The 18,302-nt window shown below is 45.8% G+C and carries 17 protein-coding genes and 1 pseudogene; 10 read left to right on the forward strand and 8 right to left on the reverse strand.

All coding sequences use genetic code 11. From position 1 onward, the window contains the following. Window positions 1–8: 8 nt before the first annotated feature. On the reverse strand, window positions 9–1,184 hold the full coding sequence (locus tag OWN49_RS05910) for an acetyl-CoA C-acetyltransferase (RefSeq protein ID WP_003151841.1): 1,176 nt from the start codon (window positions 1,182–1,184) through the stop codon (window positions 9–11). A gap of 10 nt (window positions 1,185–1,194) precedes the next feature. Continuing rightward, window positions 1,195–3,564, reverse strand: coding sequence for a 3-hydroxyacyl-CoA dehydrogenase/enoyl-CoA hydratase family protein (locus OWN49_RS05915; protein WP_015387743.1), 2,370 nt, complete (start codon window positions 3,562–3,564; stop codon window positions 1,195–1,197). 190 nt (window positions 3,565–3,754) lie between these two features. Here OWN49_RS05915 and OWN49_RS05920 point away from each other — a divergent pair, with 190 nt between their 5' ends. Beyond that, complete coding sequence (locus OWN49_RS05920) at window positions 3,755–3,895, forward strand: YuzL family protein (protein ID WP_003151836.1); 141 nt, start codon at window positions 3,755–3,757, stop codon at window positions 3,893–3,895. 29 nt (window positions 3,896–3,924) lie between these two features. Here the strand turns inward: OWN49_RS05920 and OWN49_RS05925 are convergent, their stop codons facing one another. Further along, window positions 3,925–4,833 (reverse strand): proline dehydrogenase family protein, encoded by a 909-nt coding sequence (locus OWN49_RS05925; protein ID WP_024085770.1) that lies wholly within the window; start codon window positions 4,831–4,833, stop codon window positions 3,925–3,927. A 588-nt stretch (window positions 4,834–5,421) separates the two neighbouring features. Here OWN49_RS05925 and OWN49_RS05930 point away from each other — a divergent pair. The 5 genes from OWN49_RS05930 (at window position 5,422) to OWN49_RS05950 (ending at window position 10,058) form a co-directional block, all read left to right on the forward strand. Beyond that, on the forward strand, window positions 5,422–7,047 hold the full coding sequence (locus tag OWN49_RS05930; protein WP_077722806.1) for an MDR family MFS transporter: 1,626 nt from the start codon (window positions 5,422–5,424) through the stop codon (window positions 7,045–7,047). Window positions 7,048–7,242: 195 nt separating this feature from the next. Then, window positions 7,243–7,500 carry a hypothetical protein gene (locus tag OWN49_RS05935; RefSeq protein WP_003151832.1) on the forward strand — a complete coding sequence of 86 codons (258 nt, stop codon included), beginning with the start codon at window positions 7,243–7,245 and terminating at the stop codon, window positions 7,498–7,500. Between the two features lie 11 nt (window positions 7,501–7,511). After that, entirely contained in the window at window positions 7,512–7,844 is a 333-nt protein-coding gene (locus tag OWN49_RS05940; protein ID WP_003151830.1) for a spore coat protein, read from the forward strand. Between the two features lie 137 nt (window positions 7,845–7,981). Beyond that, window positions 7,982–8,443 carry a MarR family winged helix-turn-helix transcriptional regulator gene (locus OWN49_RS05945; protein ID WP_003151828.1) on the forward strand — a complete coding sequence of 154 codons (462 nt, stop codon included), beginning with the start codon at window positions 7,982–7,984 and terminating at the stop codon, window positions 8,441–8,443. Window positions 8,444–8,462: 19 nt separating this feature from the next. Further along, the gene (locus OWN49_RS05950; protein ID WP_007410079.1) at window positions 8,463–10,058 is read left to right on the forward strand and encodes an MDR family MFS transporter; all 1,596 of its coding nucleotides are present in this window, start codon (window positions 8,463–8,465) and stop codon (window positions 10,056–10,058) included. Window positions 10,059–10,166: 108 nt separating this feature from the next. On the opposite strand, the gene OWN49_RS05955 is transcribed toward OWN49_RS05950, so the two are convergent. After that, entirely contained in the window at window positions 10,167–11,054 is an 888-nt protein-coding gene (locus tag OWN49_RS05955; RefSeq protein WP_101562408.1) for a LysR family transcriptional regulator, read from the reverse strand. Window positions 11,055–11,175: 121 nt separating this feature from the next. Between OWN49_RS05955 and OWN49_RS05960 the strand changes: the two genes are divergently transcribed. Continuing rightward, window positions 11,176–11,922, forward strand: a complete 747-nt coding sequence (locus OWN49_RS05960; RefSeq protein ID WP_176283520.1) for an acetoacetate decarboxylase — start codon at window positions 11,176–11,178, stop codon at window positions 11,920–11,922. Between the two features lie 13 nt (window positions 11,923–11,935). Next, window positions 11,936–12,976: a ketopantoate reductase family protein gene (locus OWN49_RS05965; protein ID WP_146284091.1), complete on the forward strand. Its 1,041-nt coding sequence runs from the start codon at window positions 11,936–11,938 to the stop codon at window positions 12,974–12,976. A gap of 176 nt (window positions 12,977–13,152) precedes the next feature. On the opposite strand, the pseudogene OWN49_RS05970 reads toward OWN49_RS05965, so the two are convergent. The 4 genes and pseudogenes from OWN49_RS05970 to OWN49_RS05985 form a co-directional block, all read right to left on the reverse strand. Continuing rightward, window positions 13,153–13,420, reverse strand: a pseudogene (locus OWN49_RS05970) (YusU family protein). A gap of 2 nt (window positions 13,421–13,422) precedes the next feature. Then, entirely contained in the window at window positions 13,423–14,247 is an 825-nt protein-coding gene (locus OWN49_RS05975) for an ABC transporter ATP-binding protein (RefSeq protein WP_003151820.1), read from the reverse strand. A gap of 155 nt (window positions 14,248–14,402) precedes the next feature. Continuing rightward, window positions 14,403–14,840 carry a YusW family protein gene (locus OWN49_RS05980; RefSeq protein ID WP_070082336.1) on the reverse strand — a complete coding sequence of 146 codons (438 nt, stop codon included), beginning with the start codon at window positions 14,838–14,840 and terminating at the stop codon, window positions 14,403–14,405. A gap of 119 nt (window positions 14,841–14,959) precedes the next feature. After that, window positions 14,960–16,741 (reverse strand): M3 family oligoendopeptidase, encoded by a 1,782-nt coding sequence (locus OWN49_RS05985; protein ID WP_173612826.1) that lies wholly within the window; start codon window positions 16,739–16,741, stop codon window positions 14,960–14,962. Window positions 16,742–16,873: 132 nt separating this feature from the next. Between OWN49_RS05985 and OWN49_RS05990 the strand changes: the two genes are divergently transcribed. Both OWN49_RS05990 and OWN49_RS05995 read left to right on the forward strand, forming a co-directional pair. Continuing rightward, window positions 16,874–17,716, forward strand: coding sequence for an oxidoreductase (locus tag OWN49_RS05990; RefSeq protein WP_173612825.1), 843 nt, complete (start codon window positions 16,874–16,876; stop codon window positions 17,714–17,716). 88 nt (window positions 17,717–17,804) lie between these two features. Beyond that, window positions 17,805–18,269, forward strand: coding sequence for a Dps family protein (locus OWN49_RS05995; RefSeq protein WP_007410071.1), 465 nt, complete (start codon window positions 17,805–17,807; stop codon window positions 18,267–18,269). Window positions 18,270–18,302 lie beyond the last annotated feature (33 nt).

Raw genomic sequence — 18,302 nt, forward strand, 5'->3', positions numbered from 1 at the left:
CCCTTTGTTTAAATGAGTTCAAATACGCCGGCAGCGCCCATGCCGCCTCCGATGCACATCGTCACCACGCCGAATTGCTCGTTTCTCCGTTTCATTTCATGAATGAGTGACAGGGTCAGCTTCGTCCCCGTGCATCCGAGCGGATGTCCGAGCGCGATGGCGCCTCCGTTGACGTTCACCTTTTCTTCATCTATCCCGAGCGACCTGATGACTTGAATGGCCTGTGAAGCAAAGGCCTCATTCAATTCAAAAAGCCCGATATCCTGTAATTCGAGTCCGGCAAGCTTGAGCGCCCGCGGAATGGCTTCAATCGGACCGATCCCCATTACCTCAGGGGGAACGCCGCCTACGGCAAAGGAACGGAATTTGACTAGCGGCGCCAATCCGAGCGACGAAGCTTTTTCGCGATCCATCAGCATGACAGCCGCCGCGCCGTCACTTGTTTGTGAAGAGTTCCCGGCCGTCACGGTTCCCGTTTTAGAAAAAGCCGGGCGGAGCTTCGCCAAGACGTCAGCCGATGTGCCGGGGCGCACGCCTTCATCCTGAGAAAACGTAAATTGTTTTTTCCGCGGCTTATGGTCATCCCCGACTTCTGTCAGCGATACTTCAACCGGCACGATTTCGTCATTGAATTTCCCTTCCTTAAGGGCTTTTGCGGCATTCTGATGGCTGCGGACTGCAAATGCATCCTGATCTTCTCTGGATACCCCGTACGTTTCGGCGACTTGCTCCGCTGTGTGCCCCATGCTCATGTAATACTCAGGCGCATGCTCCGCCAAAGCGATATTCGGCCGTGTCACATGCCCCATCATCGGAACTTGCGACATGGATTCCGCACCGCCCGCAATGACGGTGTCACCCGCGCCGATCATAATTTTTTCCGCACCGTAAGCGATGGACTGGAGTCCGGAAGAGCAGTAGCGGTTCACCGTAATGGCCGGCACCGTATGAGGAAGCCCCGCCAGCGCACCGATATTCCGCGCCATATTTAATCCTTGTTCGGCTTCAGGTGTTGCACATCCGATAATTAAGTCATCGATATTTCCTTCATAGCCGCCTGCCCGTTTCAGCGTTTCTTTTACACAAAGCGCGCCTAAATCATCAGGACGAACGGCTGCAAGCGATCCTTTTTTCGCTTTACCGACCGGGGTTCTCGCACCGGCCACAATGACTGCTTCTCTCATAAACACCCTCCTAGTTCCGTAAAGGTTTGCCTTTGACGAGCATATGCTGCATTCTCGCTTGAGATTTCGCCTCGCCAGCGAGGCTTAAAAAGGCTTCTCTTTCAATCTCGAGTAAATATTCTTCTGAAACCTCCGTGCCGAACGGGACTCTTCCGCCGGCAATGACATGGGCCAGCTTCTTCGCAATCTTCATATCGTGATCGGATAAATAACCCGACCGTCTCATTTGGTCTGCTCCGAGCAGTAATGCCGCACAGCCGGTTTCTCCGGTGACTTTCACTTTTTTGCGGGCAGGCGGACGGTATCCGCTGTCATATAAGGAAGCAGCCAGCTGTTTCGCATCGTGCAGCAGGTGATCCTGATTCATGCTGATACGGTCTGCCGCGGACAAAATCTTCATGTCACGGGCTTCGTGTGCCGAACCGGACACCTTGGCAAGCGCGATTGTTTCGAAGGTTTTAATCGCTGCGTCCATGAGTTCACTTCCGCCGTCCAAATAATTCATGTACAGCTCTTTGTTTCCTCCGCCGCCCGGAATAAGGCCGACGCCGGTTTCAACGAGACCCATATACGATTCGCTCGCCGCCTGAACGCGTGCCGCCGGGAGACAGACTTCCGTGCCGCCGCCGAGTGTCATCCCGAATGGCGCCGCTACAACGGGTTTAGCGCTGTATTTGATGTTCAGCATCGTCTGCTGAAAACGGCGGATGACAAAATCGACTTCCATGAAGTTATCATCCTGGGCTTCCATTAAAATCATCGCAAGGTTTGCTCCCGCGCAGAAATGTCTGCCTTGGTTACCGATGACAAGACCTTTATAATTCCGCTCCGTTTCCTCAAGCGCATTGTCAATCATCTGAATAATGTCTAAGCCGATCGCGTTGCTTTTCGTATGAAATTCCAGCAGCGCGACATCATCGCCGAGATCAATCAGACTTGCGCCGCTGTTTTTAGTGATAACGCCTTTTGTTTCTTTTAACGTCTGCAGGCTGATCCGTTTCGGATTTTCTTTCACAGCCCTGTATTGGCCGTCTGAATAATAAAATTGTGTTCCGTTTTCCTTCATATAAAATGTTTCATGGCCCTGATCAAGCATCTCTTTCACCCAGCCGGGGAGTGCTGCGCCTTCTTCTTCGAGCCGCTCCGCTGATTTTCTGACGCCGATGGCATCCCACATCTCAAACGGTCCGAGCTCCCATCCGAAGCCCCATTTCATGGCGTCATCAATTGCTTTGATATCATCAGCGATCTCACCTAAAAGCCGGGCTGAGTATAAGAGTGTTTGCGATGTGATATTCCAAAGCAGGCGTCCGGCGCGGTCATCGGAATATACAAGCGCTTTCATTTTGCCTTTGGCACCCTTTGCCTGTTTGGCGGCTTCTAAAGCGGGCGTCTTCATTTTCGAGCGCTCACCGTATGTCATGGTCAGCGGATCGAGTTCATATATTGTTTTACCTTCTTTTTTGTAAAATCCTTGGCCTGATTTGCTGCCCAGCCAATTGTTTTTCAGCATGTCATTCATAAATTCAGGAAGCTTAAACATGTCTTTTTCAGCGCCGTCGGCTTTATCATACACATTTTTTGCCACATGAGCGAAAGTATCAAGCCCCACAACGTCAAGGGTTCTGAAGGTCGCGCTTTTCGGTCTGCCGATCAAAGGCCCGGTCACCGTGTCCACCTCGCCGATGCGGCAGCCGGAAGAAAGCATTTCTCTTACCGTGACCAGCAGGCCGTACGTACCGATGCGGTTGGCGATAAAGTTAGGCGTGTCTTTTGCGATGACGACACCTTTCCCAAGCGTGTTTTCTGCAAATGAAGTCATAAACTCCAGCACGTCAGGATCTGTTTCCTGAATCGGAATGATTTCCAGAAGCTTCAAGTAGCGGGCCGGATTAAAGAAATGGGTTCCTAAGAAATGAGCTTTAAAATCGGCAGATCGGCCTTCCGCCATTTTTGTGACGGAGATACCGGACGTATTGCTCGACACGATGCTTCCCGGTTTCCGGTATTCATCAACGAGTGAGAAAATCTGTTTTTTTACGTCAAGATTTTCGACGACGACTTCAATAATCCAATCAGCATCCTTCAATTGAGCTGCGTCATCTTCCAAATTCCCCGCCGTTATATAGTCGAGATTGGCAGCCGAAGTCAGCGGCGCCGGTTTTTGCTTCAGCAGCTTTTGCATGGCCGATCGGCTCAGTCTGCTGCGGACCTCCGGGCTTTCTAATGTCAGCCCTTTTTTCATCTCATCCTTTGTCAGCTCGTTTGGCACAATATCAAGCAGCAGGACGGGAATTCCGATGTTAGCCAAGTGCGCGGCAATTCCGGATCCCATGACGCCTGATCCGAGAACGGCTGCTTTCTTTATAAACTTGTGCATGAGTCATCCCCCTTGAACTTTGAATGAATAGTCATTCATTTTTTCGGCAAAAAAAATGAAACCCTTTTCTTCTTTCATCTTAAAAGATTTTCAGGATGACTTCAATAGCAAATATGGAATTTTTTTAAATTTTTCGGCTTCCGCATGTTCCATGGCGCGGGCGGGAAACTTAAACCCGGAGGTGAAGGGAATGGTGCGAGGGAGAAAAGATCCGTCTTCTGCCGCAGTGAGCGCGGCCAGCATGAAAGGAAATGCGGGACCGAAGCAAAAATACGGCGGCGGCAAACGGACGAGCCAAAATCAGCAATATAAAAAAGACAACATGGAATAACATACTGCGGCTGCTTTTTGGAGCAGCCGTTATTTTTTGAAGATCCCTTTCAGCACAAACGCCGCATTTGCCGGGCGCTCGGCAATTCTTCTCATCAAGTACCCGTACCAATCGGTTCCGTACGGGACATACACCCTCATCCTGTATCCTTCTTCGGCAAGCTCCTTCTGGCGCTCCGTTCTGATGCCGTACAGCATTTGGAATTCAAACTGCTCCCGTGGAATCTGATGCTCGCTGATGAGTGTTTTCGTATAAGAAATGATGTCATCATCATGTGTTGCCACCGCCGTTTCATGGCCGCTCAAAAGCTGCAGCTTAATCAGCTGCTGAAAATGAAGATCGGTTGCTTTTTTATCAGGGAACGCAACGGCCGCCGGTTCTTTATAAGCGCCTTTTACAAGCCTGAGCCGCGGCTTATATGGCATCAGACCGCTGATGTCTTCAGCTGCGCGGTACAAATAAGCCTGAATGACGGTGCCGAGCATCGGAAAATCCGGCTTGCACCGCTTATACAGCTCAAGCGTACGGCCGCATCTTGAATAGTCCTCCATATCAATCGTTACAGGCACGCCGCGTTCTTTTGCCTCCGTCAATATGTCTCTGACATGCTGTTCCGCGAGTTCCTCGGAAATATCCAGACCGATGGATGTTAATTTCAGCGACAGCTCACAATCCAGTTGATTCTCGGCAATCGCCCTGATTGCTTTTTTACATTCTTCCGCCGTCCTTTTCGCATCCTTCTCTGAACCCGCATATTCACCTAGATAATCAATCGAAGCCGACAGCCCTTTTTGGTTCAGCCGCTTTACCGTTTTCACAGCTTCCGTGAGCGTTTCCCCTGCAACGAACCTTCCCGCACCGAAGCGGATTCCGTAAGCCTGGGCGAATTTTGTAAGCATTTTATTTTTCGACAAAAATAAACATATGCTCCGCAGCAAGGATGAACTCCCTCCTTTTTCTTTTATTCGTGTATGAATTTCCGGTCGCAGAGAAAGCTAAAACACAAAAGCCATGCAGATTGCCAAGATATCAGTTCATATATCCATACAGACTCTGATGTCAAAGCAATGTATTATATTATCAAGATATTCAAACGGTTTTAATGAGTCACAAAAAGGATCAATAAAAATCACTACTCCTTCAATTGAGTTTCCGAGCTATAATTCCGCTTCTTCGTTACATTTCGCCCAAAAAAACTTTTAATTTATATTTCTTTATCCCCTTATAATTTGAAAATATTCCTTAAAAGATAATTGATTTATAATTTACAATGGCTTATATTTAAAATTGATAATTCAGTTTATTGAACGTATCTATTAAGAAGGAAAAGCAGAATTTCAAAATGATAATTCTGCTGAATTTATCTTTGCCTCACAAACATACCTCCAAAGCATTATTATTTCTTTCTAATAGCTTTACGATCCTTCATCTTAAAGATGGCTTCTCTTCCCTAACGGAATTTAAAGAAGGGACCTGTCTGAGTTATCCATTCACCTTATTTTGAAGAATCACTAAGCTCGAAACATATGAAAAGAGGGAACCTTCAAGTGGATTCAACAGGAAAATCTAAACGTACACTTTTATTAATTGGACTTATTATAGCTATGTTTTTTTCTGCTCTGGACGGGACAATCGTAGGAACGGTTATGCCTAAGATTGTAGGAGATCTCGGCGGCCTGAGCATGATGACTTGGCTGACTACGGCCTACCTATTAACATCTACCTCCATCGTTCCGATCGCTGGAAAACTTGCAGATCTATTAGGGCGCCGGGCAGTATATGTGGCCGGGCTGATTATATTCATGATTGGCTCTTCACTGTGCGGCCTGGCTGATAACATGAAAGAATTAATTGTGTTTCGAGGTTTACAAGGTCTTGGCGGAGGCATTATGATGCCGATGGCTATGATTGTCATTGGAGATTTATTCACAGGCAAACAGCGTGCCAGATTTCAAGGCGTATTTGGCGGTATTTACGCTCTTGCTTCTGTAATCGGTCCGCAAATTGGGGGATGGATTGTAGATTCTTTCAGCTGGCATTGGGTATTTTTTATCAATTTACCCGTGGGAATGGTAGCTGTGTTCTTTATTGCGATGGGATTGCAGGCCAGAAAATACACGGGTCCGATTCATTTTGATTTCATCGGGATGTTTACAATGATTACGGGTGTAGTCTGTTTGCTGCTTACACTCAGTTTCGGCGGAAAAGAATTTGACTGGTTATCATGGCAGACATTTTGTCTGTTAGCTTTGGCCACTATAAGTATTATTAGTTTTGTATTTGCAGAAAAAAAAGCTGCAGAACCAATTCTGCCTATACATCTTCTAAAAAGCAGAACTTTTATCTTCCTAAATTTAATAGGGTTCTTTATGAGTATTGGGATGTTTGCAGCAATCACCTTCGTCCCTTTCTTCATGCAAGGAATAATCGGCATGAGTGCATCAGAGTCCGGGACAATCATGATGCCGATGATGGTCGCAATGATTATCTCCAGTATTATAGGCGGGCAGCTGGTCTTTAAAATCGGCATTAAAGCGCAGATTATCACGGGGATGGCAATCATATCCTTTGCCTATTTTTTATTATCCACATTAGAAGCTGACACCAGCAAATTAACTGCAACTACTTATGTAGCTATCATCGGCTTCGGTATGGGCCTTGTTATGCCCATTATTACTCTGGCACTTCAAGAGAGTTTCTCTAAAGAAACGCTCGGCGTGGTTACTTCGTCAAGCCAATTTTTCCGCTCTATCGGAGGTACGTTTGGAATTACGATTCTGGGAGCAGTGATGAATGCCAAGTCAGGAAATATATTAACCGATAAATTAGTTCCTTTTTTAGACAATTTCCCAAAACAAGAAAACGCATTGGCAGCTCATCTCAAAGACTTGATCAGCAGCAATCCTCAAGTCCTGCTACAGAGGCTATTCAGTTCTGATTCATTCGAACAATTTCCGCATTCTATAGCAAAGCACATCATACCGATAATGAAGACAGCGTTAATGGACTCTCTTCGCAGTGTATTTTTCGCAGGGCTTATACTATTAATTGCCGGAGTATTTTCTGCTTTTCTTTTACCAAAAATAAAAATAACTGAAAGAAAAGCCGGCACTGATCTAGACAATAAACCGGCAGCTGAAGTCCAATCCTAGTGCCGCTGCTGACTTTCGCATATATCGAACTGTTAACATTAACAGACATTATCCGAAGGTTTTTTCTTCTGATAGTGTCTTTTTTTATTGTAAATATTGATGTCTCTCCTGCAAATCGTGGTTATTTTAATTTATCTGTATGAAATCCCGGTCGCAGAGAAAGCTAAAAAGAACAGAATTGAAGGAGGCGTTTATATGAACAACCAAGAGCAGCACGGAAACTTGCCGCCTGCCGTCATCTCAACGAAAGACCATTTGTATCTTGAGGACATGCTGAACTGGAATCTGCTTGCCATGAAAAAAGCGCATTTTATGGCGGAACACTGCCAGAATCAGACGTTAAAACAAGAGCTTGATCAGATCGGCCGGATGCATGAGAAGCATTATCAGCACATATTGGGCCGCTTGAACCCCGATCAAGGCGGACAGACAACAACAGGCTACATGCAATAGGAGGACAATACATGGAACAGCAAAATCAAAAAATCACGAATCCGCAAACGCCCGTGCCCAATACGGCGCAAATGAATGACAGAGACTTGGTCAATGAGCTGCTGACGACGGAAAAATACATCACGGCTTCATATTGCACAGCCCTGCACGAGTTCAGCCACGAGTCTCTTTATCAAGATATTCAGGCGATTTTCGATGAGTCACAAAAAGCGCAAAGAAGATTATACGATGTGATGTTTCAAAATGGCTGGTATTCCATTGAAGCAGCCGATACCCAAAAGCTTCAGCAATCGTATCAGAAGTTCCGGCAGACCATTCAGCAGCAGTCTCCCTACCAGCAGTAAAACGAAGAAGGATTTGATGTTTTCGCCAAGCATCAATCCTTTTTTATTTTTGCACAAAAAGATTGACTTATCATTAATCCTTATTTATATTTAACTAATGTTAATTATTTTCTCGAGGAACAAGATGAGGAGGAGTTATGAAAAACGCGGATCAATATGTGTCTGACATCCAGAAATCTCTTCAGACGCTGCTGCAAAACATACAGCCTGAAATGGTGGAAAGCATGGCAAAACACGAGGTGACGCCTGCCCAATTATTTGTTTTAGCCAGCCTGAAAAAACACGGGAGCTGCAAAGTTTCCGAAATTGCGGAACGCATGGAGGTAAAGCCGAGCGCGGTTACGCTGATGGCCGACCGCCTCGAACAAAAAGGACTTATCGTCCGCAAACATAACCAGCAGGACAGACGCGTCATCGACATCAGCCTCACCAAAAAAGGCGAAACAAAATTCGAAGATGTTGTGGAAGGACGGAAAGCGATACTGGCGCGAAACCTGTCCGTTCTGACTGACGACGAACTGATTCAGTCCGTGAACATCATCCGCAAAGTAGCGGAAGCCGCCGAGAAATACGCGGCTGATCAAAAAGAAAACGAATAGAAAGAGGAGCTGCCGAAACATGAGCATTGAAAAGAAAGATCCAAAACGCACATTATTAATAACAGGCTTAATCATCGCCATGTTTTTCTCAGCCCTTGACGGCACCATCGTAGGAACGGCGATTCCTAAAATCGTGGGTGACCTCGGGGGATTAAGCATGATGACGTGGCTGACCACGGCATATCTTTTAACTTCGACGACGATCGTTCCGATTGCGGGGAAACTTGCAGATTTATTGGGGCGCCGCGTCGTCTATGTGTCAGGTTTATTGATTTTTATGGGAGCTTCCGCCCTGTGCGGAATGGCCAGCAACATGACGGAATTGATCATTTTCCGCGGACTTCAGGGAATCGGCGGCGGTGTCATGATGCCGATGGCCATGATCGTCATCGGGGATTTGTTCACAGGGAAACAGCGTGCTAAGTTCCAAGGGCTTTTCGGAGCGATTTACGGCCTTGCTTCCGTTATCGGCCCGCAAATCGGGGGCTGGATTGTTGACTCTTTAAATTGGAAATGGGTTTTCTATATCAACCTGCCAGTCGGAATCTTAGCCGTGATCTTTATCGCAAGAGGACTTCAAGGCAGAAAACAGACTGGGCCGATTAACTTTGACATCGCCGGCATTTTCACAATGATTGTCGGAATCGTCAGCCTCCTTCTCGCGCTCAGCTTCGGAGGAAAGGATTACGCATGGGGCTCTTGGCAGATTCTCGGTCTCTTTGCGCTTGCGCTTGCCGGGATTGTCGGATTCATTTTCGCTGAAATCAAAGCAAAAGAGCCGATTCTGCCGATGTACCTGTTTAAAAACAGAACGTTTACCGTACTGAATCTGATCGGGTTTTTCATGAGTATCGGCATGTTCGGCGCCGTTACGTTCGTTCCTTTCTTTATGCAGGGAATTATCGGAGTCAGCGCCACCGCGTCCGGCACGATTATGACGCCGATGATGGTATCTATGATTATCACAAGTATTATCGGAGGCCAGCTGGTTTATAAGATCGGTATTAAACCGCAAATCATGATCGGCATGCTGATCATGGCCGTCGGCTTCTTCTTATTAACGACCTTACAGCTGGATACAAGCAAGCTCGCGGCTACGTGCTATATGGCCGTGATCGGTCTGGGAATGGGGCTCGTCATGCCGCTTCTCACACTCGCTCTGCAAGAAACGTTTTCAAAAGAAGAGCTGGGCGTTGTGACTTCATCAAGCCAATTTTTCCGGATGATCGGGGGAACGTTCGGCATTACGGTGCTCGGCGCTGTCATGAATGCCAGATCAGGAAGCCTTTTAACCGACAGACTGGTGCCTTACTTAGACTCACTCCCGAAACAGGCAAGTGCCTTTGCCGCCCAGTTTAAAGGTATGATTGACAAGAATCCTGAAGGGCTGCTTCAATCCTTGTTCAGTCAGGAATCGATTAAGCAGATTCCGGCCGCATTTTCTTCCCATATCGTGCCGGTTTTGAAAACGTCACTGATGGATTCGCTTCACAGCGTGTTTTTCACAGGCCTGGCCTTTATCGCTGCCGGATTGATCCTCACGCTGTTTGTTAAATCAATTAAGCTGACAAACAAAAAGACAGGCAAACAAGAAGAAAAGGCGAAAGCCGTTTAACAAAGAAAAATCCCGCGGATGCCGCGGGATTTTTTTATATCATCTGGGCCTCTCCGTTTCCAAATGACCAGTCTTCCGCCTCATTGGAAATCGGGGGGTGAAAATTATTTAATAAACCTTAAACATTTCATCGTTATCTTTATAGTACGACATAATAAAGTCACGAAAATTTCTTACCGAAGAAGACAACAGCCTATGTCTCATCCAAGATAAGCCGACTGGATATGAAGCAGAGTGATCAGTCACTTTTATAAAATTCAGCCCCAATGTTCTGCAAACTGAAATAGGAAGCAACGCAACACCTCGATCCAGCTTTATAATCTCGACAAGTAAATGAGAATCCGCCTCAAATGCAATATTTGGGGTGAAACCGGCTTTTTCACAAAGCGAGGCTGTAAAACCGCTATACTCCTCATTATTAGCAAGGGTAATAAATGGTTCATCGGCGACAAGACGTAAAGAAATTTCGGTTTTACCCGTAAATCGGTGGTTTGAGGGCAAAGCCAGAACAATATCTTCATTTACCAGCACACAACTCTCTATTTCTTCATCTTGAATCGGATGACCTGTTATTCCTAAATCAATGTCCCCTTTCTTTAAACTTGTTATGATCCCGCTTTTAACTCCGATGGCTTGGAGAATTTTTGATTGAGGGGAGCGGTTGATATATTCACTCATCAGTCCTGCAAGGAATCTTGGATTAGAAATAGATATTCTTATGGTGTCAGACATTTGATGTTCCTCCAATTGAATCTCCGTTTGTGCATTTTCAATCTCAGTAAAAATCCTGTTTACATGTTTTAAAAGAATCTTCCCTGATGAACTCAGCTTAATATTTCTGCCTTTTCTCTCAAACAAAGCTGTTCCCAGTTCATTCTCAAGTCTTTTTATAGTGAGACTTAAAGAAGGCTGGGCAATCTTTAATTGTTCTGCTGCTTTAGAAATATGCTCAGTATAGGCAACTGTCTGAAAGTATTTTAGCTGCAGCAATTCCATCTGTCTGCATCCTCCTCATTTATTTCAATAAATATATATATAACTTATTATGTATTAGATTAAATGTAAATGCGGATGTAAGATAATAGCATAGTTAAAGAAAAGGAAAGGGTGTCATGCAATGAAAATTGATGTGAAAGATATAGCAAAAAATTTAAATACGCCACTAACGGCTCCTGCTTATCCTATCCCAAATTATAAATTTGTTAACCGTGAATATTTAAATATTATTTACCGAACGGATGAAAAAGCTTTACGTGCGACAGTGCCAGAACCTCTTGAAATTACTGAACCTTTTGTGAAATTCGAAGTGATGCGGATGCCCGATGTTTCCGGACTTGGTGCCTATACAGAGGCGGGACAAGTCATCCCTGTCAGCTTTAATGGTGAAGAAGGAGATTATGTACACTCTATGTATGTAGACAATTTCCCGGCTATTGCAAGCGGACGGGAACTTACTGCATATCCAAAGAAATTGGGCGCCCCTAAGCTGTATATAGACTCTGATACTCTCGTTGGCACATTAGATTATGGCAGTCTTCGTGTGGCAGCTGCGACTATGGGATATAAACATTTCGAAATGGACAAGGAAAAAGCGAAAAGGGAAATTTGCCGACCTAATTTTATGGTTAAGATTGCTACTGATTACAATGGTGATTTAAGGGTTTGCGATTTGGTGCGGACGCAAATAACGAATATAGAAGTTAAAGGTGCCTGGTCTGGACCGGCGCGGCTTCAATTATTTGAACATGCTCTGGCGCCTCTTGCAGATTTGCCTGTATTAGAAGTCGTTTCAGCATCTCATATTATTACGGATTTAACCTTAAATGCAGCACAGCCGGTTTATAACTACTTAGAGGAAAAATAAGGAGACGTTTACAATGAGAATTGCAATTTTAGGAGCAGGTTCTTTAGGAACCATAGTTGGAGCATATCTGTCTGCTGGCGGAATGGATGTCGAATTGATTGATTCATACAAAGAACATGTAGATACTTTAAATCAAATAGGTGCTAAAGTAGTTGGTACAACGGCATTTCAGGCAAAGGTAAAAGCCATTACCCCTGAAAACAAGTCAGGCAAGTATGATTTCATATTACTTCTGACGAAACAATTATATAATGACTCCATTCTTAAAGAGTTACTGCCTTTTTTAAAGGATGACAGTGTAGTATGTTCCTTGCAAAACGGTATACCTGAACAGAAAGTTGCTTCGATCGTTGGTGATGAACGTGTTATTGCGGGTTCTGTTGAATTTGGTGCTACGTTTATTGAACCAGGCGTATCCAGACTTACAACTGAGTATACTCAATTTAAAGAGTACGCTTTTCAAATTGGAGAATTAAATGGTGAAACAACAGAAAGAATCCAGCGTATTAAATCGGTTTTAGACCTTATCGGCGGAACACATATTTCCGATAATTTAGTTGGAACGAAGTGGTCAAAATTACTTATCAATAATGCGTTCAGTGGTTTATCGGCAGCATTAAACGGAGAATACGGAGACATTCTTGACCATGAAATCGGCATTGTCAGCGCAGTTCATATCGCAGATGAGACGATTAAGGTTGGACACGCCAATGGTGTCAAATTTGCGAAAATGGGCGGCCTTGATTTAGAATCTTTGGAATTAAGAAGTGAAAATGAGATTCCTGAACGTATTCAAACATTTAGGGCAGCCATGGAACCATCCAGGCTTTTAAGAGCAAGTATGCTTCAGGATCTTGAGAAAAAACGTAAAACTGAAATTGATTATATTAATGGAGTTATTCCCAAAATGGCAGAAGGTACTGGAATTTCAACACCTTTTCATGATTTGGTTGTAGCACAAGTCAAATGTGCCGAGGAATCTCAAACAGTGCCCAATTTTGATACAAATATAAAAGCCTATGAAGAGTTATTACGTATCCGAAAGGAAATGTGATATATAGGAAAGAGAGAAAGGGATTGCTGCGGCAGTCCTTTTTTCTTGGTTCAGCAAGTAAACAAATGGGTGTGTTAGTTACATAAAAGTTCTTCGTTATGAATTGAACGGCGCCTTTATTGATTCCTTTTCAGCAAAAAAAGCTTCCGGCACCTCTCTTTGATGCCGAAAGCTTTTTATTGTTTTTTTCTGTGAGCTTCATTGAGCTGTTTAATGTGCTGTATCGCAGCTTTGATGCCCTCTTTGGCGTCCGGGTAGGATTGATTCCAATGTTTGACGAGCGGAGGCATGCTTTTTGCGATATGTGTATACAAAATCCACTGCCTGACTTCTTCCTTTACATCCGGGTTTGTTTCGCCAAGCAATAGTTCCGTGTATTTCTCAAGCAGGCCGTCCAGCTGCTGCTGCAGTTTCTCTTCCATACCGTTTCCTTCCCTTTTTCATGATTATGACAATCGGGCGGTGAGGGCCGCTTCCTGCACGATACATCTGCCGCGTCCGTGCGGAATGCAAAGCGGCGTGCCGAACAGCGGATCTTGCGTTACCTGGCAGTTCATCGCAAAGACCTGCTGTACAAGCTCGCAAGTGATGACTTCTTCGGGACGGCCCTCTGCGTAAATCTGTTTATCCTTAATGGCGACCAGATAATGGGCATAACGGCATGCCAGATTGAGGTCGTGCAGCACCATGACGATTGTGCGTTTTTCTTTTTCATTTAATTCAAACAGCAAATCAAGAATTTCAATTTGATGCGTCATGTCGAGATAAGTTGTCGGCTCGTCAAGCAGAATGATATCCGTATCCTGAGCGAGTGTCATCGCAATCCATGCACGCTGGCGCTGTCCGCCTGACAAGGAATCCACAGGACGGTCGGCCATTTCCTCAAGCTTCGTCGCTTTTAGCGCTTTTGTGACTGCGTCTTCGTCCTCTTTGGACCATTGCTTCAGCCAGCTTTGATAAGGGTATCTTCCCTGCTTCACAAGCTGATGCACCGTCAGGCCTTCGGGAGCTGACGGACTCTGCGGCAAAATAGCGAGCTCTCTTGCCACTTCCTTCGTCGGAAGCTTAGCGATCGCTTTTCCTTCTAAAAGAACAGAACCGCCCCTCGGTTTCATCAGCCGGGCCAATGAACGTAAAAGCGTCGATTTTCCGCAGCCGTTGCTTCCGATCAATACAGTGATTTCGCCTTTTGGAATCGCGACATCCAATTCGTCAATGATAACAGTCTCTCCGTACCCTAAGCTCAGCGTCTCTGTAGAAATTGCACTCATACCGCTAACCGCTCCTTTTTTGAGTTTCCCAACACTATGTATATAAACAAATTGCCTAAACATTCAACGTGAGATCATGATTATATTGTAACAGAAATTAATGACTCTGAATATCATTATCAATTAGTTTTGGGCAAAAAAGCAGCGGGAGGCGGTTATTTTTTTATTTCCGTCATTTCTCCGTCGTTCTTTTTCAGTTTCAGATAAAAATGGTCATAGCGGCTGTCTAAATTAAAAGCCGAGAGCACCTGCCGGACGACCTCGCTTTCCTGCATCCGGCCGTTTACGGCAAGTTCTCCGAGGATCATCTTCATTTCATCAAGCGCTTCCTCGCCCTCTCTGTGAACCCCTGAGAGCTTGTCCCGGATGTCCGCCTTTTCATGACCGCTTTTTCTTTCATACAAACCTTCATAGCGGTTATGCTCTCCGGCTCCGTAGCTGACGCGAAGGGAAAAGCTGCTGTAAGGAACCGGCTTTGCGGATGACACGGGTGTGCTGTCTTGTTCCGCTTCCCGTTTTTCTTCATTCAATCGGCAGCCGGCAATCAGCATCAGCGTAAGACATAAAACGCCCGCCGTTCTGATCCATTTCATGCGATTCACTCCCATTCCATTCCGATCGTTTTTAGGTATTTCCAAGGGAGACGGCTGTCATTCACGGAACAAAAAAGAACCGGAGCGGTAACAGCTCCGGCCGGTTCATCTCCAGATTATCATTCAGTCAGCTCTAAAAATTCCTGCACATCCTGTACGGCAAGGCGGACCGCGTCTTCCCAAAACGACCGTTCCGTGAGATCCGCTCCAAGGTGCTTCATCGCCAAATCCTCAACGGTCATCGAAGCCGTGTCACACAAAAGCGCGATATATTTTTCTTCAAAATCCGCTTTTTCCCGAAGAGCTCTTGCGTATATTCCAAGCGAAAATAAATAACCGAACGTGTACGGAAAATTGTAGAACGGCACTCCCGTAATATGAAAATGCAGTTTTGACGCCCAGAAATGAGGATGGTATTCCCCTAATGAATCGCAAAATGCTTCTTTCTGCGCCGCTTCCATCAATTCATTCAATTTATCAGCCGGAACGACGCCCTGCTTCCGCTCTTCATAAAAACGCGTTTCAAATAAAAATCTCGCATGAATATTCATAAACATGGCTACGCTTCTTTGAATTTTATCTTCAAGCAAGAACAGCTTTTCATCCTTTGTCTCCGCTTGTTTCAAAGCGGCGTCGGCGACGATCATTTCCGCAAAGGTCGAGGCTGTTTCAGCCACATTCATGGCGTAGGCTCTGTTCAGCTGCCGCACTTGAAGCATGGCCTCCTGATGGAACGCGTGACCGAGCTCATGCGCCAGCGTCGATACATTCGAAGCGCTTCCGGAAAACGTCATAAAAATCCGGGATTCTCCGCTGTCGGGAAAGCTGGTGCAGAAACCGCCGACCCGTTTGCCGCTGCGGTCTTCCGCTTCTATCCACCGATCGCGGAACGCTTTTTCCGTGAATGCGGACAGCTTTTTGCCAAACGTCGAAAATTGGCTGACGATCAGATTAGCCGCTTCATCATATGTGTATTCTTTCGGAGCTTCGCCGATCGGCGCGTCCACATCATACCAGTTCAGCCGCTCAAGCCCTAAAAGAGACGCCTTTCGATTCAGGTATTCGGCAAAAGGCTTTTTATGATCGGTAATGACCTGCCACATGACATCCAGCGTTTCTTTTTTCATCCGATTGATCGCAAGCGGCTCTTCCAAAGCGCTTTTCCAGCCCCGCGCTTTATAGATTTCCGTTCGGAAGCCGGCCAGATGGTTCAGCGTGCTGCTGAAAAGCTCCTCTTCTCCTTTCCAGGCTTCATTAAGCTCTTTGAACACTTGACGTCTGATGCGGCGATCCGGGTGCGCCATCATATTTTCCGCTTGGCCGACCGACAGCTCTTTATTCTCAAACGGAATCTTCATTCTGCCGACAGCCGCATTATACAGGTCGCCCCATGCGTGGTAGCCGTCAACGGCCAGGCCTTCAATCAGCCTTTCTTCTGAAGCGCTGAGCTTCTCTCTGACACGGTCTCTTCTCTCATTTAAGACATATGTGAGATCCTGAAGTTCCGGTTTTTGCAGCAGCTCCTCCCAGACCCGCTCGTCAATCCGGGCAAGTGTATCGTCAAGGGTCACCAGAGCGGATTTAAAATCACTGCTCAGCTGATTAATCCGCGCCCTCCATTCATTCGCTTTCTGATCATGAGTGTTCTGAGCCTGAAGACAGCCGACGAACGCTCCCGCCTGCCTGATCATGATCGCTGACCGTTCAAACCTATCAATCAGATTGATCAGCTCCCGGCTTTCATCCGCGTGCGTCGGAACTGTAAATGCTTCAACCGCATGTTGAAAAGCGCTTAGATGCTTTTTGAGCTCTTGTATGTATTGCTGAAACTCTTCCGACCGGCTCCCGCCCTCAAAAATGGAGTTTAAATCCCATGTTTCCTTCAATCCCTCTAATACCATCTTTTCTTTACCCCTTTCTACCCGAAGCTGACTCTATTATAAAACAATTCTGACATATTTCCGAACGATTTCTCCTTCTTTCCGCGAGATGTTATACACTATGAGATAAGAACAAACGGGGAGGATTATAAGATGAACAGAAAAGTTGCCATTGTAACCGGCGCGACGAGCGGATTCGGGATGCTGACAGCGCTGAAGCTCACCCGGTCTTATCACGTCATCGCAACAGCCAGACAGCCGGAGAAAGCTGTAATACTGAAAGAGGCCGCTGCTCAAGCGGGTGCATCCGAACATATTACGGTCGTTTCTTTAGATGTGACAAATAAGCAGTCGGTGTCTGACTTCGGGAACACCATCAGCGGTTTCGGACCGATTGACTTGCTTGTCAATAACGCCGGCACTGCGTACGGGGGGTTTATTGAAGATGTGCTGATGGAACATTACAGACAGCAGTATGAAACAAATGTATTCGGTCTGATTCATGTCACGAAAACCGTGCTGCCTTATATGCGAAAACATGGCGGGGCGAAAATCTTCAATATCAGCAGTATCAGCGGACTGACCGGTTTCCCGGCTCTATCTCCGTATGTCTCTTCCAAGTTCGCGGTTGAAGGGTTTACAGAGTGTCTGCGCCTTGAGCTTCTGCCTTTAGGAATTGATGCCGCTTTAATAGAACCGGGCTCCTATAAAACGTCTATTTGGGAGACGTCTCTCTCCAGCCATATTACGGCGCCCGGCAAAGACACGCCTTATTATCGCTTTTATCAGCCCCTTGAAGCTTACTTCAAAGCCAACGCATCCAAAAGCGGCAATCCTGATGACGTAGCGGAGCTGATTTATCAATTGGCACAAAGGAAACGGCTGAAGAAACTGCGGTATCCCATCGGCAGGGGCGTTAAGCTGACATTGGCTTTCCGCTCACTCTTTCCGTGGTCCGCTTGGGAATCGATTATAAAGAAAAAGCTGTTCACTTAAACTAAATTATAATAATTATAATTTAGTATTGATTTTTATTTGATACGTGATATAATTAAATTAACAGATCACAGGGAGGACGATGAATATGAATACACAAAACGCGAAAAAAACTGAAACTCTTGTTGAGAAATCAATGAACACACAATTATCAAACTGGTTTATCCTTTACTCTAAGCTGCACCGCTTCCATTGGTATGTAAAAGGCCCTCACTTCTTTACGCTTCATGAAAAATTTGAAGAACTGTATAACGAAGCGGCGGAAACGGCGGATGCCATCGCAGAGCGTCTTCTGGCCATCGGCGGACAGCCTGCGGCGACTTTGCACACTTACCTTGAACAAGCTTCCATTACGGATGAAGGTCAGGAAAAAACGGCTTCTGAAATGGTGGAATCACTGGTTCAAGACTATAAACAAATCAGCCGCGAATCAAAATTTGTCATCGGCATCGCCGAGGAACAAAATGACCCGTCAACTGCCGACCTGTTTGTCGGATTAGTTGAAGAAGCGGACAAGCATGTGTGGATGCTGTCAGCCTACTTGGGAGAATGACGAAAAAAGCTGAACCTCAGTTGAAGGTTCAGC

It is taken from the genome of Bacillus sp. NEAU-242-2 (genome assembly GCF_027853835.1).
In the GTDB taxonomy this organism is placed as follows: Bacteria; Bacillota; Bacilli; order Bacillales; family Bacillaceae; genus Bacillus; species Bacillus velezensis.

Excerpts from the sequence above, each read along its gene's own strand:
- OWN49_RS05910 (WP_003151841.1), bottom strand. The coding sequence starts at position 1,184 with ATGAGAGAAGCAGTCATTGTGGCCGGTGCGAGAACCCCGGTCGGTAAA.
- OWN49_RS05915 (WP_015387743.1), bottom strand. The coding sequence starts at position 3,564 with ATGCACAAGTTTATAAAGAAAGCAGCCGTTCTCGGATCAGGCGTCATG.
- OWN49_RS05920 (WP_003151836.1), top strand. The coding sequence starts at position 3,755 with ATGGTGCGAGGGAGAAAAGATCCGTCTTCTGCCGCAGTGAGCGCGGCC.
- OWN49_RS05930 (WP_077722806.1), top strand. The coding sequence starts at position 5,422 with ATGAAAAGAGGGAACCTTCAAGTGGATTCAACAGGAAAATCTAAACGT.
- OWN49_RS05935 (WP_003151832.1), top strand. The coding sequence starts at position 7,243 with ATGAACAACCAAGAGCAGCACGGAAACTTGCCGCCTGCCGTCATCTCA.
- OWN49_RS05940 (WP_003151830.1), top strand. The coding sequence starts at position 7,512 with ATGGAACAGCAAAATCAAAAAATCACGAATCCGCAAACGCCCGTGCCC.
- OWN49_RS05945 (WP_003151828.1), top strand. The coding sequence starts at position 7,982 with ATGAAAAACGCGGATCAATATGTGTCTGACATCCAGAAATCTCTTCAG.
- OWN49_RS05950 (WP_007410079.1), top strand. The coding sequence starts at position 8,463 with ATGAGCATTGAAAAGAAAGATCCAAAACGCACATTATTAATAACAGGC.
- OWN49_RS05955 (WP_101562408.1), bottom strand. The coding sequence starts at position 11,054 with ATGGAATTGCTGCAGCTAAAATACTTTCAGACAGTTGCCTATACTGAG.
- OWN49_RS05960 (WP_176283520.1), top strand. The coding sequence starts at position 11,176 with ATGAAAATTGATGTGAAAGATATAGCAAAAAATTTAAATACGCCACTA.
- OWN49_RS05965 (WP_146284091.1), top strand. The coding sequence starts at position 11,936 with ATGAGAATTGCAATTTTAGGAGCAGGTTCTTTAGGAACCATAGTTGGA.
- OWN49_RS05975 (WP_003151820.1), bottom strand. The coding sequence starts at position 14,247 with ATGAGTGCAATTTCTACAGAGACGCTGAGCTTAGGGTACGGAGAGACT.
- OWN49_RS05980 (WP_070082336.1), bottom strand. The coding sequence starts at position 14,840 with ATGAAATGGATCAGAACGGCGGGCGTTTTATGTCTTACGCTGATGCTG.
- OWN49_RS05985 (WP_173612826.1), bottom strand. The coding sequence starts at position 16,741 with ATGGTATTAGAGGGATTGAAGGAAACATGGGATTTAAACTCCATTTTT.
- OWN49_RS05990 (WP_173612825.1), top strand. The coding sequence starts at position 16,874 with ATGAACAGAAAAGTTGCCATTGTAACCGGCGCGACGAGCGGATTCGGG.
- OWN49_RS05995 (WP_007410071.1), top strand. The coding sequence starts at position 17,805 with ATGAATACACAAAACGCGAAAAAAACTGAAACTCTTGTTGAGAAATCA.